Origin of the sequence: Pseudomonas sp. B14(2022), assembly GCF_012030485.1 — a bacterium.
GTDB lineage: Bacteria > Pseudomonadota > Gammaproteobacteria > Pseudomonadales > Pseudomonadaceae > Aquipseudomonas.
On sequence record NZ_JAAUVM010000002.1, the window covers coordinates 434,450 to 455,309 of the forward strand.

General features: G+C 59.1%; 25 protein-coding genes. 21 read left to right on the forward strand and 4 right to left on the reverse strand.

Features of this window, described 5'->3' with window-relative positions; all coding sequences use genetic code 11:
• Position 1 precedes the first annotated feature (1 nt).
• From HCF10_RS05500 to HCF10_RS05520, 5 genes are all read left to right on the forward strand, one after another.
• Positions 2–721 (forward strand): TIGR03759 family integrating conjugative element protein, encoded by a 720-nt coding sequence (locus tag HCF10_RS05500; protein ID WP_029290870.1) that lies wholly within the window; start codon positions 2–4, stop codon positions 719–721.
• Positions 703–1,251, forward strand: a complete 549-nt coding sequence (locus tag HCF10_RS05505) for a lytic transglycosylase (protein WP_029290868.1) — start codon at positions 703–705, stop codon at positions 1,249–1,251. Before HCF10_RS05500 ends, HCF10_RS05505 begins: the two co-directional genes overlap by 19 nt.
• Complete coding sequence (locus tag HCF10_RS05510; RefSeq protein ID WP_167655003.1) at positions 1,248–1,763, forward strand: integrating conjugative element protein; 516 nt, start codon at positions 1,248–1,250, stop codon at positions 1,761–1,763. Before HCF10_RS05505 ends, HCF10_RS05510 begins: the two co-directional genes overlap by 4 nt.
• A 9-nt stretch (positions 1,764–1,772) precedes the next feature.
• The gene (gene traD / locus HCF10_RS05515; RefSeq protein ID WP_029290864.1) at positions 1,773–3,878 is read left to right on the forward strand and encodes a type IV conjugative transfer system coupling protein TraD; all 2,106 of its coding nucleotides are present in this window, start codon (positions 1,773–1,775) and stop codon (positions 3,876–3,878) included.
• Between the two features lie 90 nt (positions 3,879–3,968).
• Entirely contained in the window at positions 3,969–4,700 is a 732-nt protein-coding gene (locus HCF10_RS05520) for a TIGR03747 family integrating conjugative element membrane protein (protein WP_167655004.1), read from the forward strand.
• Between the two features lie 287 nt (positions 4,701–4,987).
• Here HCF10_RS05520 and HCF10_RS05525 read toward each other — a convergent pair whose 3' ends face one another.
• Positions 4,988–5,359: a histone-like nucleoid-structuring protein, MvaT/MvaU family gene (locus HCF10_RS05525; RefSeq protein ID WP_029290860.1), complete on the reverse strand. Its 372-nt coding sequence runs from the start codon at positions 5,357–5,359 to the stop codon at positions 4,988–4,990.
• A gap of 307 nt (positions 5,360–5,666) precedes the next feature.
• Here HCF10_RS05525 and HCF10_RS05530 point away from each other — a divergent pair, with 307 nt between their 5' ends.
• The 9 genes from HCF10_RS05530 to HCF10_RS05570 are packed head-to-tail and all read left to right on the forward strand — an operon-like array spanning position 5,667 to position 13,149.
• Complete coding sequence (locus HCF10_RS05530; protein WP_029290858.1) at positions 5,667–6,008, forward strand: integrative conjugative element protein, RAQPRD family; 342 nt, start codon at positions 5,667–5,669, stop codon at positions 6,006–6,008.
• Complete coding sequence (locus HCF10_RS05535) at positions 6,005–6,244, forward strand: TIGR03758 family integrating conjugative element protein (protein WP_029290855.1); 240 nt, start codon at positions 6,005–6,007, stop codon at positions 6,242–6,244. Before HCF10_RS05530 ends, HCF10_RS05535 begins: the two co-directional genes overlap by 4 nt.
• Positions 6,245–6,261: 17 nt before the next feature.
• Positions 6,262–6,633 carry a TIGR03745 family integrating conjugative element membrane protein gene (locus tag HCF10_RS05540; protein WP_020300904.1) on the forward strand — a complete coding sequence of 124 codons (372 nt, stop codon included), beginning with the start codon at positions 6,262–6,264 and terminating at the stop codon, positions 6,631–6,633.
• A gap of 7 nt (positions 6,634–6,640) precedes the next feature.
• Positions 6,641–7,054, forward strand: a complete 414-nt coding sequence (locus tag HCF10_RS05545; protein ID WP_167655005.1) for a TIGR03750 family conjugal transfer protein — start codon at positions 6,641–6,643, stop codon at positions 7,052–7,054.
• The gene (locus HCF10_RS05550; RefSeq protein WP_074844893.1) at positions 7,051–7,692 is read left to right on the forward strand and encodes a PFL_4703 family integrating conjugative element protein; all 642 of its coding nucleotides are present in this window, start codon (positions 7,051–7,053) and stop codon (positions 7,690–7,692) included. Before HCF10_RS05545 ends, HCF10_RS05550 begins: the two co-directional genes overlap by 4 nt.
• Entirely contained in the window at positions 7,689–8,501 is an 813-nt protein-coding gene (locus HCF10_RS05555; RefSeq protein WP_167655006.1) for a TIGR03749 family integrating conjugative element protein, read from the forward strand. The genes HCF10_RS05550 and HCF10_RS05555 overlap by 4 nt, the downstream gene beginning before the upstream one ends.
• The gene (locus HCF10_RS05560; protein WP_167655007.1) at positions 8,491–10,017 is read left to right on the forward strand and encodes a TIGR03752 family integrating conjugative element protein; all 1,527 of its coding nucleotides are present in this window, start codon (positions 8,491–8,493) and stop codon (positions 10,015–10,017) included. The genes HCF10_RS05555 and HCF10_RS05560 overlap by 11 nt, the downstream gene beginning before the upstream one ends.
• On the forward strand, positions 9,980–10,396 hold the full coding sequence (locus tag HCF10_RS05565; protein WP_167655008.1) for a TIGR03751 family conjugal transfer lipoprotein: 417 nt from the start codon (positions 9,980–9,982) through the stop codon (positions 10,394–10,396). The genes HCF10_RS05560 and HCF10_RS05565 overlap by 38 nt, the downstream gene beginning before the upstream one ends.
• Positions 10,396–13,149: a conjugative transfer ATPase gene (locus HCF10_RS05570; protein WP_167655009.1), complete on the forward strand. Its 2,754-nt coding sequence runs from the start codon at positions 10,396–10,398 to the stop codon at positions 13,147–13,149. The genes HCF10_RS05565 and HCF10_RS05570 overlap by 1 nt, the downstream gene beginning before the upstream one ends.
• Before the next feature lie 44 nt (positions 13,150–13,193).
• Here HCF10_RS05570 and HCF10_RS05575 read toward each other — a convergent pair whose 3' ends face one another.
• The gene (locus HCF10_RS05575; protein WP_074844878.1) at positions 13,194–13,448 is read right to left on the reverse strand and encodes a LasR-specific antiactivator QslA; all 255 of its coding nucleotides are present in this window, start codon (positions 13,446–13,448) and stop codon (positions 13,194–13,196) included.
• Positions 13,449–13,616: 168 nt separating this feature from the next.
• On the opposite strand from HCF10_RS05575, the gene HCF10_RS05580 reads away from it, so the two are divergent.
• From HCF10_RS05580 to HCF10_RS05600, 5 genes are all read left to right on the forward strand, one after another.
• Positions 13,617–13,871, forward strand: coding sequence for a helix-turn-helix domain-containing protein (locus tag HCF10_RS05580; protein ID WP_167655010.1), 255 nt, complete (start codon positions 13,617–13,619; stop codon positions 13,869–13,871).
• A gap of 105 nt (positions 13,872–13,976) precedes the next feature.
• Positions 13,977–14,933: a TIGR03756 family integrating conjugative element protein gene (locus HCF10_RS05585; RefSeq protein WP_167655011.1), complete on the forward strand. Its 957-nt coding sequence runs from the start codon at positions 13,977–13,979 to the stop codon at positions 14,931–14,933.
• Positions 14,930–16,312: an integrating conjugative element protein gene (locus HCF10_RS05590; RefSeq protein WP_167655012.1), complete on the forward strand. Its 1,383-nt coding sequence runs from the start codon at positions 14,930–14,932 to the stop codon at positions 16,310–16,312. The genes HCF10_RS05585 and HCF10_RS05590 overlap by 4 nt, the downstream gene beginning before the upstream one ends.
• Positions 16,313–16,315: 3 nt before the next feature.
• A complete protein-coding gene (locus HCF10_RS05595) occupies positions 16,316–16,582 on the forward strand; it encodes a hypothetical protein (RefSeq protein ID WP_167655013.1) in 267 nt (88 codons plus the stop codon).
• 52 nt (positions 16,583–16,634) lie between these two features.
• Positions 16,635–18,173: a conjugal transfer protein TraG N-terminal domain-containing protein gene (locus HCF10_RS05600; RefSeq protein ID WP_167655014.1), complete on the forward strand. Its 1,539-nt coding sequence runs from the start codon at positions 16,635–16,637 to the stop codon at positions 18,171–18,173.
• On the opposite strand, the gene HCF10_RS05605 is transcribed toward HCF10_RS05600, so the two are convergent.
• Entirely contained in the window at positions 18,166–18,573 is a 408-nt protein-coding gene (locus HCF10_RS05605; protein ID WP_167655015.1) for a DUF3742 family protein, read from the reverse strand. The two genes, HCF10_RS05600 and HCF10_RS05605, sit on opposite strands and share 8 nt — an antisense overlap.
• Before the next feature lie 456 nt (positions 18,574–19,029).
• Between HCF10_RS05605 and HCF10_RS05610 the strand changes: the two genes are divergently transcribed.
• On the forward strand, positions 19,030–19,359 hold the full coding sequence (locus HCF10_RS05610; RefSeq protein WP_167655016.1) for a hypothetical protein: 330 nt from the start codon (positions 19,030–19,032) through the stop codon (positions 19,357–19,359).
• A 130-nt stretch (positions 19,360–19,489) separates the two neighbouring features.
• Complete coding sequence (locus tag HCF10_RS05615) at positions 19,490–20,449, forward strand: ArdC family protein (protein WP_167655017.1); 960 nt, start codon at positions 19,490–19,492, stop codon at positions 20,447–20,449.
• A 132-nt stretch (positions 20,450–20,581) separates the two neighbouring features.
• On the opposite strand, the gene HCF10_RS05620 is transcribed toward HCF10_RS05615, so the two are convergent.
• Positions 20,582–20,779: a DUF7740 domain-containing protein gene (locus HCF10_RS05620; RefSeq protein WP_007901093.1), complete on the reverse strand. Its 198-nt coding sequence runs from the start codon at positions 20,777–20,779 to the stop codon at positions 20,582–20,584.
• Positions 20,780–20,860: the final 81 nt, after the last annotated feature.

Here is a 20,860-nt window from a genome sequence, read left to right on the forward strand (position 1 = left end):
CATGAACAGAGCGCTACTGCCCACCGTTGTCTGTCTCGCTTCGTTACTGGCCATGGGCGCTGCGATGGGCAACCCCGTCACGACACAGTCTCGGACCCAGGACACGCAGTCTGCTCCGCTGGGGCGCTCTGACTCTGAACAGGCGGCGAGTTGGGGGCTGACGGAGCAGGAGTGGACGCGCTTCGAACAGATCCAAGCCGGCCCGCGCGGGTTCTGGAGCCCGAACCTCGATCCGTTGACCGCGCTCGGGGTCGAGGCCCAGACCGACCAGGAACGCCAGCGCTATGCCGAATTACAGGTAGCGCTGGAAGCCAAACGCGCCGAGCGCGAACTGGCCTACCAGAACGCTTACACCGCAGCCTGGGCCAAGCTGTTTCCCGGGCTGCTGCCGATCCAGGGCATGGCATCCCCATCCCCTACCAACTCAGCGGTCGCGCCGCGCCAAGCTCTGTTTGTCGAGGACCACTGCCCAGCGTGCACCGCCGAAGCGCAGCGTCTGCAAAGCAGTGACACGGCGTTCGATATCTATCTGGTGGGCAGCCAAGGCCAGGATGAACGCATCCGTAGCTGGGCTCGGCAAGCGGACATCGATCCGGCAAGGGTCCAACGTCGGCAGATCACCCTGAACCATGACCGTGGTCGCTGGTTCAACCTGGGTGCCCCGGGGCCATTGCCTGCCACATTTCAACAGGTGAACGGACAATGGCAACGCCTCGACTGAGTGCTATTGCGCTCCTGTTGACGATGCTCGCCGTCCAAGCTGACGAATTGCCGCCTCCTGCCTACCAACTGGCGGCGCATGACGCCGACATTCCTTCTACGGTGTTGTTCGCGATTGCCCTGCAGGAGAGTGGTATCCGCGTCCGTGGTCGCCTGCGGCCCTGGCCTTGGACCCTGAACATCGCCGGTAGCCCTTACCGCTTCGCCACTCGCCAGGCCGCCTGTCACGCCTTACTTCAGGCACTCGCCCGACATGACGCCAAGCGGGTCGATGTCGGTCTCGGGCAAACCAACCTGGGTTACCACGGACAACGCTTTTCCAGTCCCTGCGAAGCCCTTGATCCCTACCGAAATCTCGCGGTGACCGCCGCACTGCTGCAGGAGCATCACGCTGCCACCGGTGATTGGGTCTTGGCTGCCGGGCGCTATCACCGTCCGGCAGGAGGCGCGCCGGCAGCACGCTACCGTGCTGGCTTTTCCCAGAGACTCGAACAGCTGCTGATTTCCTTCGAACAGGGCACACCACCATGAAGCGAATCCCCCTTACCTACTATTTCACCCTGCTCTTGGCACCTTTCGCCCAGCCGGAACTGAGCGTAGCCGGGGATCAGCCCAGCGACTTCACCCGGCCCCATTTTCAAGTTTCCAGACCGCCAATAAACAACAGGACCCAGCCTGATCGGGCCATGCATGCGGACCTGTCCACGGTTACCGATGAAGCCTGGATACTGCCCATCCGCAGCTCTCAGTTGAGCCCCGGCAAAATCACGCCTCGCGCCCTGAACATGCCGGGCTTGCGGCCATTTTTCCTGGTCGGTGAGGATCCCCAATCACTGGCTTGGTTGCGTCAACGCGCAGCTGAACTGCAGGAAATGGGCGCGGCCGGCCTCGCCGTCGAAGTGGCCGATAATGAAGCCCTAGCCCGGATTCGAGCAGCCGCTCCGAGCATCACCATCCTGCCGGTCAACGGCAACGACATCGCCACTCGCCTGCAGATAGAGCACTACCCCGTATTGATCACCGCCACATCACTGGAACAGTGAGTCCAAGCCATGGCCGACCATGCAATGGAGTCCAAGCTCCGGCCAGCGGTGGAGCTGTACACCGTGGCGATCTGCATCGCCGCCGTTGTGCTGTGTGTGTACTCGCCCTGGGCCGTGGCCCTGTCACCCGAGATCGGTCTGGTTGCAGCGTTGGCCTATGCCCTGTTTGGCCTGATTCGTCTGCGCCAAGCCTGGGAGGTGTTGCGCTATCGGCGCAATATCCGTCGGCTGCCCCGCTACGAACTGACCAGTCGCCAGATTCCGGTCAGCCGTAAGCGTTTGTTCATGGGTCGCGGCTTTCGCTGGACCCGCCTGCACACCCAGCGCTTGGTCGAGGCCCAGGATCCGGCGGTCGCCCACTATGTCGACCAACCGACCAGCTACCGCTTGGCCCGTGGTCTCGAACGGCGCCTGGAGCATGCACCGTTTCCACTCTCGATACTGGCCCGTGTCACGGCCTGGGACAGTGCCTTCAATCCGATGCGCCCTTTGCCCCCGGTAGGTGGCTCGCCACTATTGCATGGGGTCGAGCCCGATGAAACGGAAGTCAGTCTGCCGCTGGGCGAACGGGTCGGACACACCCTGGTGCTCGGCACTACCCGTGTCGGCAAGACGCGACTCGCCGAGGTGTACATCACCCAGGACATTCATCGCATCGAACATGAGGTAGTCATCGTCTTCGATCCGAAAGGCGATGCTGACTTGCTCAAGCGGATGTATGTCGAAGCCAAACGGGCCGGTCGGGAAAAGGAATTCTATGTTTTCCATCTGGGCTGGCCGGAGATCTCCGCGCGCTACAACGCGGTGGGACGTTTCGGACGCATTTCGGAAGTGGCGTCACGCATCGCCGGGCAGCTCAGTGGTGAAGGTAACTCTGCGGCCTTCCGTGAGTTCGCCTGGCGCTTCGTCAATATCATCGCCCGTGCCCTGATCGAGCTCGGCCGGCGTCCGGACTACCTGCAGATCCAGCGACATGTGGTCAATATCGACGCGCTGTTCGTCGAATACGCTCAGCAGTTTTTCGCCAAAACCGATCCGAAAGCCTGGGAAGTGATCGTCCAACTGGAAGGCAAACTCACTGAGAAGAACATTCCCCGGCATATGGTGGGACGCGAAAAGCGTGTGGTGGCCATCGAACAGTACCTGGCGGTGAAACGGGTATTCGATCCGGTGCTGGATGGACTGCGCTCGGCAGTACGTTACGACCGCACCTACTTCGACAAAATCGTTGCTTCGCTGCTGCCGCTGCTGGAGAAACTCACCACCGGCAAGACCGCCCAACTGCTGGCCCCCAACTACACCGACCTAGATGACCCGCGACCAATATTCGACTGGATGCAGATCATTCGCAAACGCGGCATCGTCTACATCGGCCTGGATGCGCTGACCGACGCCGAAGTCGCAGCCGCTGTGGGCAACTCCATGTTTGCTGATTTGGTCTCGGTCGCGGGCCACATCTACAAACACGGCATTGACCATGGCCTGCCCCCATCAGGCAGCAGCAGTGACAAGCTGCCGATCAACCTGCACGCTGATGAGTTCAACGAATTGATGGGCGATGAGTTCATCCCCCTGATCAACAAAGGTGGCGGCGCCGGTATCCAGGTAACCGCCTACACCCAGACCCTCAGCGATATCGAAGCACGTATCGGCAACCGCGCCAAAGCTGGCCAGGTGATTGGCAACTTCAACACCCTGCAGATGCTCCGCGTGCGCGAAACCGCCACCGCTGAACTGCTCACCCAGCAGATACCCAAGGTTAACGTGCTGACCAAGACCCTGGTGTCGGGTGCGACCGACACCTCCGATCCGGAGGCCAACACGGACTTCACCTCGTCCTCACAGGACCGTGTCAGCAGCACCAGTGTGCCGTTGATCGAGCCTGCTCATATCGTCAGTTTGCCCAAGGGGCAAATGTTCTCCTTCCAGGCCGGTGGGCAGCTCTGGAAAGTCCGCATGCCGTTGCCAAAACCCTCCAACGACGACGCCATGCCCAAGGACCTACAGGAACTCACTCAACGGATGCGGGCGGCCTACAACGCGCAGGCGGGTCAGTGGTGGAGCGCAAGCGGTGGCGGCCCAACAACAAACTTCGATTTAGATCAGGTGGGGTAGCCCTACCCTGACCTAGGTTTCGACTCAACAGAAAGCGATCCGGAAGACGTCGTGCCCAACTCAACTCTGCAGTGCGCAATGGAGTGAACGATGGCGACTTCCGTCCAGAACACGCCGCCACAATCGGTCCAGCGCCCGGGGTTGATCATCTCGGCGATCAGCCTGGTTCTCCGCATCATCGGATTGCTGATCGCCTCGTTGCTGTTCTCGATCCTCATCGAGTTCGCAGGTCTGCTACTGTTCTGGGGCGATCAGGGTTGGCGACACAGCCAGGCCATGTTGAATAGCGAATTGGGATGGCTCGGCGAGCACTTCAAAGCTTCACTCATCCTCCAACAACCCGGGCAAACGATCGTTCAAGTACTGGATTTTCTAAATCAGTGGCTGCTGGTCGAGACTGGCTTTGCGGATTTTGCCCGGCAGGCTCGGGTGTCGAGCCAGGGCAACGGCTTCTGGAGTTGGACCAATCAGCTATACGTGAGCATCGAGGATTTCGTACTGGCTGCAGTGTATGTGACCTTAACCTTCGTGGTGCGCCTGACCATTCTGGTCCTGGCCATCCCCCTGTTTCTGCTGGCCATATTCACTGGTTTTGTCGATGGACTGATACGCCGGGACCTACGTAAATTTGGCGCAGGGAGAGAAAGTAGCTTTGTCTACCATCGAGCTAAACGAGCCGTGTTACCACTGCTGATCGTGCCCTGGGTTATCTACTTGTCTCTACCCTTTTCACTCAATCCCATGGCTGTGTTTTTCCCTTGTGCTGTGATGCTCGGCATCATTACGGCAATCACGGCAACGACATTCAAGAAGTATCTCTGATTCGGAAAAACCAGTTTTTTTTTACATGTCCCGATGCCAGGATAGTTATCCAGCGGCCGAAAACTGACACACCATACGGATGCAAATAAAGCTGCTAGAGGTCGTCCTCGACTCCCACTATGGATTAGAGCATCAGATGAAATGTAGGCTTCCAAGATTTGGGCGGAATTCAAGGATCTAACCAGCAATTAAACTGGTGCAGGACTGGGTCAAGACTTGCACTCTTGACTTATAATTCTCACCAATAAAAAAGGGCCTTTACAGGCCCCCTGATCATCAAACCGATCTTACTGAGTACGCCACGAGTCAACAACGTCTGCGCCAAACTCGACTTTCCATTCTTTAAGTTGTCGATGATTTCCACCTTTGGTTTCGATCACCTCACCCGAGTTTGGATTCTTGTAAATCTTCACTTCGCGAGCCTTACGGACTGCCTTTACGGGGGCAGCTATTGGTGTCGAGGTACGACGACCAGCTTCTGGATCCAGGATGCCAATGATGTTCTTCAAGCTGAAGCCGTACTCGCCAAGCAACGCACGTAGTTTGCTCTCAAATTCCATTTCTTTTTTCAGACCGGAGTCACTTTTCATCGACTCGAGCTCTGCGAGCTGTTCAGCCAGTTGTTGTTCAAGCTTGCGAAATTCAGCCAAACGAGACATGTGAAACTTCCTTCAGGTTAGGGAAATGAGAAGTGAACGCCCTCATGCTAAGCGATGATTGACTCTTCGTCACCCATACGCGTTTCAAGCAGAAGTGAATTCACTCATTGCCCTATGAGCAACACATTACTAATGGGGAAGGATTGCTAGACTGTGCTCTCTTTTTCGCCCAATCGATTGCTCGTGTATCTGTGAGTAAGTTTCTTCCGCTCGCCTCCAAAAAAGCGATACATCCCATCTCGCGTTTCATACTGAGTAATTCAACCCCTATCTTGATGCTGGCGCCATCTCCACATGGACCAGCATCATGTCGACTACCGTCTTTCGCTGCTTGTTATTCCTTTCACTGGCCATCGCTCATGTCAGCGGCTATGCCGCATCGACTCATGAGCAGGAACAGGAACAGCTCAGCCTAGTCCAGCAGCAACTCGACACTCTCGAACGCCTTGCGACGCGAGCGGAGGCAGCCCGTACCCTTGAACCAATCGAACGCTATCGATTCGACTACCCCCGACTGACCCAGGACATTCAGCGCATCCGCCAAGGGGTGCAGAGCTATCTGTACCCCTCCCGTGCGCAACCCCGCGACCCCAGTGAACTGGTCGGTGATTACCGCCTCGACACTCCGATTGCGGAGCCCTCGCCATGAGTATGACTGACGTTCAGATCGCTGCGTTCCAAAACGCCGCCGGCTTCGCACCGCAGAGCAGTTCGACGCTGTGGCTGTCCCTGGTTCTCGTCCTGACCTTGCTGTGGTGCGCCTGGGTGATGTGGACGGCTTACCGGGGTTGGGCGAGCGGCAGCGTGCGCTTTGGAGCCTTCGGCGGCAGCGCCGCACGCGTGCTGCTCACCTTGCTGGTTTTGATGTTCTTCACCCTGTCCTAACCCAGGAGATCGCCGCCATGCTCAAGTGTTTTACCCCTCTGAAAAACAACCTGCGTGATCGTGCGAGCCAGCGCTTGATCGGACTGCTGCTGGTGCTCGGCCCAAGCCTGGCTTTTGCCGAGCTCCCCACCATGGAAGCCCCTTCGCGCGGCGAAGGCTCCGGGTTGATCGAGACGATCAAAAACTATGCCTACGACGGCGGCATCCTGCTCGGTCTGCTGATCGCCCTACTCGCTTTCTTGGGGGTGGCGTGGCACTCGTTGACCGTGTACGCCGACGTGCAAAACCAACGAAAGACCTGGAAGGACTTGGGTGCAGTGGTCGGCATCGGTGCCCTGCTGGTGGTGATCATCATCTGGTTCCTGACCAAGGCGGCCGCCATTCTGTGAGGTCGGTATGAACGACACTATCGAACGCCTTGCCGACGGCACCTTGGTCTTTCTTCCAGAGCGACTCAATCGTGATCCCGCCGTATTGCGAGGGTTGACCAATGATGAGATGTGGGTAGCACTCGGCACTGGCGCCGTCATTGGCCTGCTGCTGGGCGTCCCTCTAGCGATTGCCACCGCTTCCATTGCCATAGCGCCGACCGGCATGATCGCCGGCATGGCGCTGGTGTTATTGGCCGGTGGCACGCTACTGCGCCGGGCCAAACGGGCTCGCCCCGAGACCTGGTTGTACCGCAAACTCGAATGGATGCTCGCCAGCCGTTGGCGCTTGGGTCGCGGCAGTCTGATCCTCCACTCCGGTGCCTGGACGGTCGGCCGTTCACGTCGGCTGCGTCCTGCCCTGTCACGGTGGCAGCCATGAGCCGATTTCGGAACAAGGTCGATGCCCAACAGGCACACATCTTCAGCCTGCGTCTGGCGGTAGTGATCCTTGCTCTGCTCTGTGCCGGACTCTGGTATGGCTGGCGCTCGGCACCGACCGATCTGACCGTACATGTACCGCCAGATCTGCGCTCGGGCAGCACGCGCAAGTGGTGGGATATCCCCTCGGAGAATGTGTATGCCTTTGCCCTGTACATCTTTGGTCAGCTCAACCGCTGGCCCTCGGATGGCGAGCAGGACTATCGCCGCGCCATCTATGGCTTGCAGTCCTACCTGACACCCGCCTGCAAGGCCTTCCTCGACGGTGACTACGAGTACCGCAAGGCCGCCGGCGAGTTGCGCCAGCGGGTGCGTGGCGTCTACGAAATTCTGGGCCGCGGCTACAGCGAAGATCCGGAACTCAGGGTCAAGCAACTCGACCGCGACAGCTGGCTGGTCACGCTCGACCTCAACGCCGATGAGTATTACGCCGCCGAACCGGTAAAACGGGTGGTGGTGCGCTATCCATTGCGCGTGGTGCGTTTTGACCTGGATCCCGAGCGCAACAAGTGGGGGCTGGCTCTGGACTGCTACCAGGGCACTCCGCAAAAAATCTTCCTGCCTGGAGGTGAACCATGAAGCGGATGTCGACCCTGGGACTCACCGTCGCACTAACGCTGTGGGGAGTCGCGGCACAGGCCGTCGAGCTGATGCATTGGGAACGCCTCCCCCTCGCGGTCCCGCTGGTGATCAATCAGGAGCGAGTGGTATTTGTCGATGAGGCTGTTCGCGTCGGCGTGCCCTCAACCTTGACGGGCAAGCTGCGCGTGCAATCCACCGGCGGCACTCTGTACCTGCGCGCGTCGGAAGCCATTGCCCCGACCCGACTGCAACTGCAATCGGTCGCGACGGGTGAGATCATCCTGCTGGATATCGCGACCACGCCCGGCGATCAACCGCTGGAGCCGGTGCGTATTCTCAAGCATGCTCAGGGGCAAGCTACCGAGGCTGAATCGAGCGCCGTCCCTGTTCCAGAACGCACACCGATCCCGGTCGCGTTGACGCGCTACGCCGCGCAAAGCCTGTACGCGCCGCTGCGCACCGTGGAGTCCCTGCCCGGTGTACGCCGCGTCCCGCTCAAGCTGCGCAGCGAACTGCCGACCTTGCTGCCGACCGAAAACGTGTCCAGCACGCCCATCGCCGCCTGGCGACTCGGTGATTACTGGGTGACGGCGGTGAAGTTGCGCAATCGTGGTCCAGCGACGGTGCAACTCGATCCGCGTCGGCTTCAGGCCAAGCTGTTCGCCGCGGCCTTCCAGCATGCTTTCCTCGGGCCGGTCGGCAGTGCCGAAGACACTACGATCGCCTATCTCGTCACTCGCGGTGCCGGCCTCGAACACGCTGTGCTGCTCCCGCCCGTTGCGCGAGGTGCTGACGATGAAAGCTAACGCCTTGCTCAAATGGCTGGTACCGGCTGCGCTGCTGGGCGTGGTGCTGATCATCCTGAAAACCTGGGTCCCGGGTGGCAGCACACCTTTTCCAGAGCACCCAGTTGATCAGGGCAATATTCAATTATCCGCCGAGCAAGCCAAGTCGCTCGGCATTGCGGGCGATACCCCACGCGACACGGTCGCCACCCTGGTCGGCCAGGTGAAGGCCATGCGCAGCGACATGCTTGGTTTGAAGAAACACAACGATTTGCTGCAGACGGAAAACAACCGCCTGCGTGAGCGGGAAAACAGTGTCGATTCGCGCATCCAGACGGCACTGGGCAGCGTGACCCAACAGGTCGACGAAGGCCGCCGACAAGCCAACGAGGCCCGGCTCAAAGCGGAACAAGACAGTCGCCAAGCTCGCGGTCTGCTGACGCAATTGCAGGAGCAGTTGTCGGGGATGACTGGCAAAAGCAAGGACATGCCGATCGGATTGGGGCTAGAGCCGGGCGATGGGGCTCAGTTCGAAGGACGACACTCTGCCACTGATGCGCTGCAGTGGATTGAACCCTCGGATGCTCCGCCCACCGACGCCCGAGGCAAAACCAAGACCGCCTCCGCACTGAGTCTGCCTACCGCCTTCAACTCACTGGAAGGCTTGAAAGACAACGCCATTGATCGCAGCCAGAAACAGCTACGTGCAGTCACCCAGGGTGAGGGTGAGGGTGAGCGTGACCTGACGCGATCCGTTGATCGTACCGAAGGCGCGAAGCCGGTCTACACCGTTCCTGAAAACGCGACATTGATGGGCTCGGTTGCCATGACCGCGCTGATCGGCCGTGTCCCGGTGGATGGCACGGTCAACGACCCCTACCCCTTCAAGGTGCTGGTCGGTCCGGAGAACCTGACTGCAAACGGTATCGACCTGCCGGACGTCGCGGGGGCCGTGATGAGCGGCACGGCGTCCGGTGACTGGACCCTGTCTTGCGTACGCGGACAGGTCGAGTCGATCACCTTTGTGTTTACCGATGGCACCATCCGTACGGTGCCTCAGCCGAAGGCGGTAGCCAGCCGTAATGCCTCCACCCAGAGCTCGAACATCGACAAGATCCGCGGTGGACTCGGCTACCTGTCCGATCCGTATGGCATTCCATGCATTGCCGGCGAGCGCCGCTCGAATGCCCAGCAATACCTCGGCAGCCAGAGCCTGATCACGGCGGCCGGCGCCGGTGTCGCCACCTTGCTCGGGGATGAGCAGAACAACAGCAGCGTGATCAGTTCGGGCGGCAGTACCTTCGGGATCACCAACAGCACAGGCAACAGTGCGCTGAATTCAATCCTCAGTGGTGGGGTCAGCGACATCCGCGAGTGGGTCAACAAGCTGTATGGCGAGGCCTTTGCGGCCGTGTACGTACCACCGGCGGCACAGGTCGCCCTGCACCTCGACCATGAGATCACCATCGATTACGAGCCCAAGGGCCGGAGCGTTCGCCATGAAAAAGACCATGCCTCCCTACCTGATCTGGATTAGCGTGTTCTGCTGGGGCCTGGCAGGGTGTTCCACCGACAAGGACACGCTTCTGCCCCATGGCGAGCAAACCATGCTGGACATCTGGAACGGCGCCGGTTCGCAAGGCACTCAGCAGCAACTGCTGGAGGCTCGGCAGCAGCTACGCCGCCCGCTGGCTCAGGCAGATGTCTCCGCGTCTCTCCCGGAACCGTATACGCGCACCGCAGCGAACGAGATCCACAATCTGTTCCCGCGCCTGCCCAATCCCGATCTGGTGCTGTACGTGTATCCGCATTTGAGTGGTACCGAGCAGGCACCGGTTCCGGGTTACTCGACCGTCTTTCCGTTCTACCAACGGGTGCAGTACGCATTACCCGGTGAACGTCAGGAAGACTTGTAGTGCGTACCAGCGATGCGGGAAACCGCACTTCTGCATGGAAAGCCTGGCGCCACCCATTGCGCCCTCGCGCCACCTTGGCCGATGAAGCTGCACTCTATGCGCATAACCCCAGCTTCACCGATCACCTGCCATGGGTCGAATACCTCGACACCGAGCAGTGTTTTCTACTGGATGACAACCGCTCGGTGGGTGCCGTGTTCGAGTTGCTGCCCATTGGCACTGAAGGGCGCGAACCCGATTGGTTGATGGCCGCCCGCGATGCCCTCGAGGATGCCCTGCAGGATAGCTTTGACGAGCTGGACCAAGCGCCGTGGGTGGCGCAGTTTTTCTGTCAGGACGACAACGACTTCACCCCCTACCTGACCCGGCTCACCGATTATATCCAGGACAGCGCGCGAGCCACGGTCTTCACCGAGGCGTATTTAGAGCTCAGCCGCCGTCATCTGAAGACCATCGCCAAGCCCGGTGGTCTGTTTGAGGATAAGGTGGTGACGCGCCTGCCCTGGCGCGGCAATAACCGTCGGGTGCGACTGGTGGTCTATCGCTGGCTTGAGTCTGACGCTGAGGAGACAGGACTCAACCCGGTGCAATCCCTGCATCAGGCTTGCGAACGTATTGCTGCTTCGTTGCAGGCATGCGGGGTGCAAACAACGCGAGTCGATGGCCGAGGTCTGTATGCCTGGTTAGTGCCCTGGTTCAATCCGGCACCCAGGCTCACCGATGAAGCGCCCGAGGAGTTCTACCGCCGCGTGACCTATCCGGAGTCGGGCGACGGCGAGTCGCTGGAACTGCCCTTCGATCATGACTTCGCCGAGCGGCTGTTCTTCAACGAACCGCGCTCGGATGTCCAGCACGGGCTCTGGTTTTTCGATGATCAACCCCATCGGATCATGGTGGTGGACAAGCTGCGCCGAGCGCCCTTGATTGGTCAACTCACCGGAGAAACCCGCAAAGGTGACGCGGTGAATGCACTGTTCGACCAGTTACCCGAAGGTACAGTCATGAGTCTAACCTTGGTGGTCAAACCGCAGGATGTACTTGAGGAGCAGTTGAACCGCCTGGCGCGCAAAGCCATCGGTGAAAACCTGGCCTCGACCCAGACCCGCCAAGATGTTGAAGAGGCTCGTGCAATCATCGGCCGCCAGCACAAGCTGTACCGCGGCACCCTGGCGTTCTACCTGCGCGGTAACGATGAACAGCAATTGCACCAGCGCTCGGTCAGCCTGGCTAACGCACTACTGGGTGCGGGCCTACAACCGGTACGCGAAGGCGATGAAGTCGCCGCCTGCAACAGTTACCTGCGTTGGTTACCGATGGCTTACAACCCGGCCCGCGACACGCGCAACTGGTACACCCGCCTGATGTTTGCCCAGCACCTGGCGAATCTGATTCCGGTGTGGGGCCGCAGCACCGGCACCGGCCACCCAGGTATCACCCTGTTCAATCGTGGTGGTTCGCCGTTGAGTTTTGATCCGTTATCACGCCTGGACCGAGCTATGAATGGTCATCTGCTGTTGTTCGGCCCCACCGGCGCCGGCAAGTCGGCCACTCTGGTTACCCTACTGATGCAGGTCATGGCCGTGTACCGCCCTCGCCTGTTTATCGTCGAGGCAGGCAATTCGTTTGGCTTGCAGGGCGACTACTTCGCGACACAGGGCCTGTCGGTCAACAAGGTCCAATTGAAACCTGGCGCCTTGGTCACTCTCGCGCCCTTTGTCGATGCCTGGCGCCTGGTCGAGCAACCGGATCAGGTGGCGAGTCTGTCGATCGATGAGCTGGACGATGAGGCGGTAGCCAGTCGCGAAGACCAACGCGATGTTCTCGGCGAATTGGAAATCACCGCTCGACTGATGATCACCGGCGGCGAGGCCAAGGAAGAAGCCCGCCTGAGTCGAGCCGACCGCAGCCTGATCCGCGAGTGCATCCTGGATGCGGCGCAGACCTGTATCGCGGCGGGTCACCAGGTACTGACCCGCGACGTGCGCGACGCTTTATTACGCGTCGCCGCTGACCCGCACTTACCGGAGAAACGTCGCGAGCGTGCCCAGGAAATGGGCGAGTCCATCGACCTGTTTTGCCAGGGTTTCGAGGGTGAGTTGTTCGATCGCGAGGGCACGTCTTGGCCCGAGAGCGATGTGACCATTGTCGATCTCGCCACTTACGCTCGCGAAGGCTACGAGGCGCAGATGTCCATCAGCTACATCAGCCTGATGAACACCGTGAACAACCTAGCCGAACGCGACCAGTACCTGGGGAGGCCAATCATCATGGTCACCGACGAAGGCCATATCATCACCAAAAACCCGCTGCTGGCGCCATTCGTGGTCAAGGGCACGAAGATGTGGCGCAAGCTCGGCGCTTGGTTCTGGCTGGCGACGCAAAACCTTGCCGACTTCCCCACTGCCGCGCAGACCATGCTCAACATGATCGAGTGGTGGATTTGCTTGAACATGCCACCGGCGGAAATCGAAGAAATCGCACGGTTCAAGAAACTCACGCCGGCACAGAAAGCCTTGTTGCTCTCCGCCAGCAAGGAGCCGGGCAAATACACCGAAGGAGTGGTGCTGTCGAAAAAGCTCGAAACGCTGTTCCGGGCCGTGCCGCCCAGTCTTTACCTCGCCCTGGCGATGACAGAGCCCGAGGAAAAAGCCGAGCGCTGGACACTGATGCAGGAGAATGGCTGCTCAGAGTTGGAAGCGGCTTATCGGATAGCTGACCGGATCGATAGAGCGCGAGGCATAGAACCCACATAGGGGAATGTATTCAGGTATCGCGCTCTAAAGCGAGTGACCGGTTATTACGATGCGCCTCGAAGCCGCTGCTGAATCCGCAACAAGAATCCGGCTTCAAAAGCATCTTGGCAGTCACCGACAGGAAAGGTTTTGCGTGTTTGCGCCAGCTCCCACCACAGTGGAATTTCACCGGGCGTATCAAGCCAAGCCTGGGCGCATTGCACGCCACGTTCGATCATCTGAGCAAATTCGTTGCCCCAAGGGGTCAGAAGACTTGAGCAACCATCCGCCGCAGGAATTGAAATGTAGTTTTCGTCCATACACACCCTAAAGTTCTGATTTTATTGTTAGACACTGGACCCAGCCTCGAATCATAACGAAACCAAATGAACACTGGATAACAGGTATGTGCATCAAATGGCCTAGATCAATACCAATGTAGACTATATCCCGTGGATTGAGAGTCCCTCAAGGCGCAATTTGCGCGCATGACTCAAGACTACGAACAGCTTCGTCTTCAGCTGGCGGAAAACATCCGCTTGATGCGACGCGTGAAAAACCTTACCCAAGAGCAGCTCGCGCTCATGGCCGAGGTGGATCGCACGTACGTCAGTCAAATCGAACGATGCACGGGCAATCCGTCGCTGTTGGTCCTATGCAAGCTCGCCAATATTCTCGAAATCACCACAGATCAGCTACTTGCAGAACCCAATACTCTGCGCAGCGCCCTTCACGTCAAATAATAGTCTCACGGCTCACAAATCCGATAGATCCGCCTTCATAATTTCCACTGACAGTCTTCAGTCTGTAATCGAACCTGCCCAGGCCATACACCGAGAGCCTGGATCATGCCTGTTGCCTGCTCGTCAATCTCGCCCACAAAGCTACGGCCCCTGGCGCTGAGTATCCTGCTGGCGTGCGGCCCAAGCGTGGCGCTGGACACCGCCAGCATCACGTCCTCCGTGCTTTCGCAAAACTGCCTCGACTACAGGGTCGTCGGCATTTGTTTCTGGCTGTTCTGCACCCCCTTCGGCTGCACAGTCAAAACCTCGACCAAGGTTCGTCATTTCATTCCTGAACTGGTGGTCTCGAGCTACGCCAACACCGGCAACAACCCCTGGACCGAGATGGCTGCCCTCTCCGCTCCCATCAGCGGCGCGGAGGGTGGCGGCAACCTGATCACCCCGAACACCCGCCGCGAAAACCTGCCCCGCTTCAAGAACGTCGACGGTATCGGCCACCCCGGTGGCAGGATCGCCACGCAACTGGCTTCGCAATCAGGCTACGCCTGCGCCAGCGGCGCAACTGCATTCATGCCTTACTTCCTGAGTACCCTGGACTCACTGGCCTGGCGCCATGGCATCCCGGAAGGTTTCTACCCCGAGTCGCTCATGCCGGGGCTCCGTGAAATCGGTAGTCAGGCCTCGGGAAACATGTGGGGCAACGTTTATCCCCGGCAGGGTTTTCTGGTACAGCCTGACGACTTCAAAGCCGCCGCAGTCATGGCGCAACGGGCCGGCGATGTCATCACCCGTAACGGGCAACCGCATGTGTATGTACCACTCACGCCGGCCAAACGCGACGGTTACTGGCCGCCGGGCCCGATTATTGAAAACGACACCTCAACCCACAAATGGCAGTTACTCTACCCCCAGGTTCAGCCCACGTGCGCCATCTTCCCCAGCGATCCGGTCCAGAGCGCGGATGGCGGCTACGCCTGGTCGTTGTGGCGGCCCTATAGCTGTTGCAAACGTGAGGGGCAGACCTTCCTGTTCAGCATCGACTTCGAAGGAGGTGCTTCATGAGCCAGTTTCTCGCGCGCCCCTGGTTGGGCGTGATGAGTCTGTTGCTCTACGGGCTACTCGCTATGGCCACTCATGCCCACGCCGCCGAGGGCGATTACCGCCTGGGTACTCAAGGCGAAGTGCTCGACGACCGGATAATGTACACCGTCGGTGGCGGCTCGGCAGTCGGCTCACCGAGCTCGCTCTACCGACCCAGTGGTCTCGGTGTCGGCGGGTCCTGGCGAGCGAACATGATGTGCGGAAACATGAGCCTCACTAATACCCTGCAAAACCAGCTGAACGGTGCCACCGAAGGTTTCCAGCAGATCATGGGCAGCATTGTGCAGAACGCGACCCAAGCCGTGATGTCGCTGCCAGCATTGATCATCCAGCGCGCCAACCCCGGACTCTATGAGTTGCTCAGCAACGGGGTGATGCAGGGCCGTATCGACTTCGATCGCTCCAAACTGACCTGCCAAGCCATGGCCGAGAAGATGGCGGACAAGGTCGGTCAAGCAGGCTGGGGCGCGCTGGCCAAGAACCAGGAGATGCAGGGCAATCTCGAGCAAACCGGCGGTGATGCGGTGGCCGCGGTGAAAAACACCGAGACCCATAACGGCAACAATGGGGTGTCCTGGATTGGCGGCTCGCAGGCTGGAGGCAGCGGGCAGTCGCCCATCCGGGTGACCTCCGACGTGGTGCGAGCAGGTTACAACCTGCTGCATAACCGTACGGTGGATGACAGTGCCTCGATCAATAGTAGTGATTGCCTGGGAGGGGCTATTTGTCAGACATGGGCCTCTCCCCAAGAGGAGTCCGAATGGGCCGTTCGGGTGTTGGGCGAGAGCGAAGTCGCGACCTGCGACAGCTGCGAAACCCTGCGTGCGACCGCTGGCAGCGGACTGACGCCGCTGATCCAAGAGGCCTATAACGAGCGCCTCAAGGCCCTGCAAGGGCTGTTGTCTGGCTCTCTGCCGCCTACCCCTGACAACCTGGCGAAAGCCTCCAGCCCGATGCTGCCGGTGACCCGTGGTGTGATCGAAGCCCTGCGCGACGATCCCGACCAGGATCTGCTGGCACGGCGTCTGGCCAGCGAGACGGCCTTGTCCAGCGTACTCGACAAAGCGTTGCTGCTACTGCGCACCCTGCTGGCGGGCAGTCACGAGCCGAACATCGCCTCCGCCGAGCCGGCACAGAGCGCCTTGACGAAAAACATCGACACCCTGGAGCGCGAAATACGCCTGCTGCAAACCGAACTGCAGGTCCGGCAGATGCTGGCCACCAACACCGCCAGCCTGGTGCTCGACCGGCATACCGGTGGTGCCGACGCATCGCGTACTGTCGAGCAAGGCGACCCCGAGCCCGGTCGACTCAAAGATGCTGACGCTAGGCGCAAGTGAGCCATGAAACGCTCACCGCTATTCACTCTGCTTTCAGATCTGGGGATTGCCGCGGTGATGATTCTGACCGCTGCACTGATCGCATGGATCGGCCGCACTGCGCTGGGTAGTTTCGAGGCCTGGCAGCAGGCATTCGAATCCGTACGACCCTATCTGCGGGGGTGGCGTGCCCTGCTCTACGGCGCCCTCTTTGCGCTCTGGTGGGATCTGCTTCAGCGCTACCGACATCGCCCCCAGGATCGACTGCGCGTGAAACGCATCGGGTCATAAGGGCTCGTGCTCTTTACCTGCGTCGAACTCACCCGACTGTGAGGTCACCACCATGCTCCTGAGCACCAACAGCTACCTGGAATTTTACCTCTCCCTGCTGGCCTGGATCATTAACAACAGACTCTGGAGCGTCCTGTCCGACACCGGGCTGTTTGCCGCGCCCTTCGGCGCGATCATCCTCCAGGAATGGCTGTCAGCCCGTCAGCAAGGCGCGGATGAGGGAAACAAGGGATTGCTCTCGGTGCCGCGGATCGAGAACCGGTTGTGGCTGGCCTACATCGTCGTATTGTTCGGCTGCGCGCCGGTCTTTCCGTTGAGCCTCTCGTCAATGACGTTCGATGATGCGGCGAGTCAGCGCTGCGGTGTCAGTGTGGCCAAGCCGACGGAAACCGCCTGGAGTGCCACCTTCAATACCATCGGCGAACGCTCCGCCAACGTACCGATCTGGTGGTTTCTGGTGCATGCCTTGAGCAAAGGCGTGACCGCGGCGGCCACCGCCTCCATCCCCTGTGCACCGGATATCCGGCAGATGCGTATGGAGATCGACAGCTCTCGCATCGACAGCCAGGTACTGCTGCAGGAAGTCGCCGACTTCACCCGCGACTGTTATGGCTATTCCCGTTCTCGGTTGTTCACCAACCGTCCGCAATTGGACAAGGTACAAAGTCACGACGCGTCCTGGATCGGCTCAAGCTATTTTCTCGACACGCCCGGCTATTACGACACCGATCGCTCGCGAACTCCGCGAGTCAGTTGGCCGTATGACGACAGCCGCGATGTTTCCTTGCCGCGGCTGGAGAATGGCGCGGGTTATCCCACCTGCAAGCAGTGGTGGAGCGATAGCGGTATTGGGTTGCGCGAGCGCCTGATCCAGCAAGTCGATCCTTCGCTGCTGACTCAGCTGAAAGGCTGGTTGACTGGCCGTTCGAGCAACGAGATCGAGGATGCCACCCTGCGTGAGCTGGTCAGCCCGCGCCAGCAATCGATGTCCATGTCACCCGGACAGGTGTACCAGGACTATGGCTCCAGTGCCCGCGGCGGCTCGTTCAATCAGGGGCTCAATAACCTAGCTACCAATACCGGGCTGGCACTGGGTTCCTTCAGCAACTTCCCGGCGATGAATGCGCTACGCGCCGCTCTGCCGATGGTGCAGGCTTTCCTGATCATGGGCGTCATCATCAGCTTGCCGCTAATTCTGCTGGTCAGTACCTACCAGCTGAAGACCGTCATGACGGTGACGTTCGCGCTGTTCACGCTGCACATGTTGAGTTTTTGGTGGGAGTTGGCCCGATGGGTCGACTCCAGCATGCTCGATACCCTGTACAACCAGGTTTCGGCGTCCAATCAGGTGCTGTTGTCGCTGCCCACATCCGGGTTTATGGATGGGACTGTCACCGCGCAGGTGATCGAGTATGTGATGGGGGCGATGTTCTTGGTGCTGCCTGGACTGTTTTTGGTCGCCATGAGCTGGGCTGGCTACTCAATCGGCAACAGCCTTGAGGGGATGTTAGGTGGTGCAAGCAAAGCCGCGCATGGTGCAGCGGGCAAAGGAACGGATCAGTTGATGGGTGCTACGAAGAAGCTTACCTGACGTCATCAGATGATTTGAAATGACCTATGTAATGGCCATTGTCATCGTAGTTGCCAAGATAGGAGTTAGCCCCAAGGTAGTCAGGACTTGGATTGTCCTCTTCAAAATCCGTGTCGATGACAGCCTTGGACTGCAGAAGGGCAATCACAGCGATCACCAGCGCAACAGAAGCGACCAGCCAGAAACCGATAAAGAGCAGCCCTCCGATCATTGCCAGTTTGGCAATCAGAAAGCTCCCGCGAACAAGTAATTTACCTGCGGGCATTCCTGCCGTCACCGCACGCTCGGCCACGCGGGACTCAAACGCTTTCAACTTGCGATACCCGCGCTTTATCGACATGCCACAGGTATATGCCCAGCGGTGGGCACGTGAATTCTGAACAGGGTTCTGAGTCGGCATGGTCTCGCCCTCTTCTGAGCGTTTTCATGTTTGAGACAGGAGTAACAGCCTACTACTGAAAACGGTCCGTGCCTGACCGTTTATCAGTTTGCCCAGCCGAAAAATCTTCGCTGGAAGACAGAAGACAAGCCCCGTGAAACAGCGTCTCTACAGTCATTGACCCATACAAATCGTCCGGCTAAATACAAGGTACGGATCGCTGTTATCGACAGCACCCCGCCCAGGTAGCCAGAACCTTCAAGGCTACGTCACTTCGATGATGGCTCTCCCCAATTGCGATTAGCGATCGGTAGCTCGCACGGTGACCGTTTCTACGGTGATGAACGCCTACTGCTCTCCTGAGCGCCTTTCGAGCTCTGCTCGTCAGGAAAACCCTCTTAATTTTCTTCAACCCACTGCGGGGAAATCTTTTCCCGCACGGGACAGGTTTCTTCGCGTTTTCAACGGAGACATACCATGCCCGACTCACTTACACCGGAAGCACTGAACACCCTTCGGTTGCCCATCGTGTTCACACCTGGCGCATGGCAACGCGCAGTACAACTCGAGCGTTCCGATCACGCTGGGAAGGTGCAGATCGATCGTTTGAGCCACGTATTGCGCGCAGCCTTCGAAGCCCACCTCGCCAATCCACAAAAGCTCTATGTGCTGTTCGAGGTAGTCCACATTGAACCAACCGATTATTTAGACCACGATTCGTTGCTGCAATTGAGTCTCAGCCTACTCCAAGAACGGGGTCAGCCTGGCGCCTTACTGATAGCGCTTGCAGAAGAACACCAGCGCTAGGCGCAATTGGCGGCGCCCACCTCCACATTCGGACGGCATGCAGGCCTGCATCAATCCAGCCCATCACCCACCGGGGAACCCTCCCCCGGCGGGCAAGGCGTTCCTCCATTTTTCTCTCGAGGAAATTGCCATGCGCGATATCTACCAAGACGTAACTGACAAGATCGTTACCGCGTTAGACCAAGGCGTTGCTCCCTGGATCAAACCCTGGTCCTCAAGTGGCTCCGCTTACATCGGCCATCAACCCTACCCCATCAATGCCATCACGCGACGTCCGTATTCGGGCATCAATTTACCGCTGCTCTGGGCCGAGGCCAGGTTGCAGGGGTTCACTCAAGATCGTTGGCTGACCTTCAACCAAGCTAAAAAGGCCGGTGGGCACATCCGTAAGGGTGAGCACAGCACTCTGGCTGTGCTCTACAAGCCGATGGAGCGCGAGGAACAGACGGAGTCAGGCCAACCCGTACTCGATGAAAACGGTCAGCCCAAGGTCGCTCACTTCGGTGTTCTCAGGACGCATTTTCTGTTCAACATCAAGCAAACGGAGGGGCTCGAAATGCTCAATGACACCCTGCTCGAGACGGAACAGAGTGATCCCTTCCAGCCCAACAGCGCCGCGGAAAATCTGCTGTTAAGTTCAGGTGCACGCATCGTTCATCGGCCTGCCGACGAAGCCTTTTACCACCCGATCAGGGATCTCATCCAACTGCCGACAAAAGAACAATTTCACGATGAAGGCGGGTACTACGCCACTGCACTTCATGAGCTGACGCACTGGACCGGGCATCACTCTCGGTTACAACGCGAAGGCGTGACGTCAGCCTGTCCGTTCGGCTCGCCAGGCTATGCGTTTGAGGAGTTGATCGCCGAGATGGGCGCTGCTTTTTTATGTGCCTACGCCGGTATACAGGGGGAGCTGCGGCACGAGGGCTACATCGACTCCTGGCTCAGCCTGCTCAAGGCTGACAAACGCGCGATCTTTCGCGCCAGTGGTCAGGCCCGAAGCGCCTCGGAGTATGTACTCAACCTGGAGCAGCAACTGAAGCAGATGGCAATGGATGACTCACGATACATGAACGATGGAATTTGATGGTTACCTCACCGCTGCAATCGCATCACAGGGCCCAACGCGAGTCGGGCCCTTTTTTCTGCGCCCAGAAAAATCCCCATACCGCGGGGCACTGATGAAAAGAATCAGAGATGGGCACACACCCCCAGCCTGTCATTCCGCATCCAGGTTCTGCGCCAGAAAATCCACCAGCTCGAGCGGACTCCGGCTGTCGATCACCTTGTAGATCAGATCGCGCTTACTGCGCGGCAATTTCTTGACCACGCTCTTCGCCGAGGCCCTGACGGCTTCGTCGGTCCCATGGATACGTGCCGCGAGCAGCAGCACGAGCGTAGCGTCAGTGAGGTTCATGGCAAGACCCAAAAAATATGCACCGCAGTGTACCGACTCTTTTCTTTCTCGTACCAGCCCCCTAACAAAACGATGTCTAGC

What these genes read in the sequence shown, in the direction of transcription:
- HCF10_RS05555 (WP_167655006.1), top strand. Translation starts at nt 7,689, where the DNA reads ATGAAGCGGATGTCGACCCTGGGACTCACCGTCGCACTAACGCTGTGG.
- HCF10_RS05600 (WP_167655014.1), top strand. Translation starts at nt 16,635, where the DNA reads ATGCTCCTGAGCACCAACAGCTACCTGGAATTTTACCTCTCCCTGCTG.
- HCF10_RS05575 (WP_074844878.1), bottom strand. Translation starts at nt 13,448, where the DNA reads ATGGACGAAAACTACATTTCAATTCCTGCGGCGGATGGTTGCTCAAGT.
- HCF10_RS05590 (WP_167655012.1), top strand. Translation starts at nt 14,930, where the DNA reads ATGAGCCAGTTTCTCGCGCGCCCCTGGTTGGGCGTGATGAGTCTGTTG.
- HCF10_RS05525 (WP_029290860.1), bottom strand. Translation starts at nt 5,359, where the DNA reads ATGTCTCGTTTGGCTGAATTTCGCAAGCTTGAACAACAACTGGCTGAA.
- HCF10_RS05530 (WP_029290858.1), top strand. Translation starts at nt 5,667, where the DNA reads ATGTCGACTACCGTCTTTCGCTGCTTGTTATTCCTTTCACTGGCCATC.
- HCF10_RS05540 (WP_020300904.1), top strand. Translation starts at nt 6,262, where the DNA reads ATGCTCAAGTGTTTTACCCCTCTGAAAAACAACCTGCGTGATCGTGCG.
- HCF10_RS05605 (WP_167655015.1), bottom strand. Translation starts at nt 18,573, where the DNA reads ATGCCGACTCAGAACCCTGTTCAGAATTCACGTGCCCACCGCTGGGCA.
- HCF10_RS05545 (WP_167655005.1), top strand. Translation starts at nt 6,641, where the DNA reads ATGAACGACACTATCGAACGCCTTGCCGACGGCACCTTGGTCTTTCTT.
- HCF10_RS05505 (WP_029290868.1), top strand. Translation starts at nt 703, where the DNA reads ATGGCAACGCCTCGACTGAGTGCTATTGCGCTCCTGTTGACGATGCTC.
- HCF10_RS05580 (WP_167655010.1), top strand. Translation starts at nt 13,617, where the DNA reads ATGACTCAAGACTACGAACAGCTTCGTCTTCAGCTGGCGGAAAACATC.
- HCF10_RS05585 (WP_167655011.1), top strand. Translation starts at nt 13,977, where the DNA reads ATGCCTGTTGCCTGCTCGTCAATCTCGCCCACAAAGCTACGGCCCCTG.
- HCF10_RS05550 (WP_074844893.1), top strand. Translation starts at nt 7,051, where the DNA reads ATGAGCCGATTTCGGAACAAGGTCGATGCCCAACAGGCACACATCTTC.
- HCF10_RS05510 (WP_167655003.1), top strand. Translation starts at nt 1,248, where the DNA reads ATGAAGCGAATCCCCCTTACCTACTATTTCACCCTGCTCTTGGCACCT.
- HCF10_RS05535 (WP_029290855.1), top strand. Translation starts at nt 6,005, where the DNA reads ATGAGTATGACTGACGTTCAGATCGCTGCGTTCCAAAACGCCGCCGGC.
- HCF10_RS05615 (WP_167655017.1), top strand. Translation starts at nt 19,490, where the DNA reads ATGCGCGATATCTACCAAGACGTAACTGACAAGATCGTTACCGCGTTA.
- traD (WP_029290864.1), top strand. Translation starts at nt 1,773, where the DNA reads ATGGCCGACCATGCAATGGAGTCCAAGCTCCGGCCAGCGGTGGAGCTG.
- HCF10_RS05520 (WP_167655004.1), top strand. Translation starts at nt 3,969, where the DNA reads ATGGCGACTTCCGTCCAGAACACGCCGCCACAATCGGTCCAGCGCCCG.
- HCF10_RS05595 (WP_167655013.1), top strand. Translation starts at nt 16,316, where the DNA reads ATGAAACGCTCACCGCTATTCACTCTGCTTTCAGATCTGGGGATTGCC.
- HCF10_RS05620 (WP_007901093.1), bottom strand. Translation starts at nt 20,779, where the DNA reads ATGAACCTCACTGACGCTACGCTCGTGCTGCTGCTCGCGGCACGTATC.
- HCF10_RS05560 (WP_167655007.1), top strand. Translation starts at nt 8,491, where the DNA reads ATGAAAGCTAACGCCTTGCTCAAATGGCTGGTACCGGCTGCGCTGCTG.
- HCF10_RS05565 (WP_167655008.1), top strand. Translation starts at nt 9,980, where the DNA reads ATGAAAAAGACCATGCCTCCCTACCTGATCTGGATTAGCGTGTTCTGC.
- HCF10_RS05610 (WP_167655016.1), top strand. Translation starts at nt 19,030, where the DNA reads ATGCCCGACTCACTTACACCGGAAGCACTGAACACCCTTCGGTTGCCC.
- HCF10_RS05500 (WP_029290870.1), top strand. Translation starts at nt 2, where the DNA reads ATGAACAGAGCGCTACTGCCCACCGTTGTCTGTCTCGCTTCGTTACTG.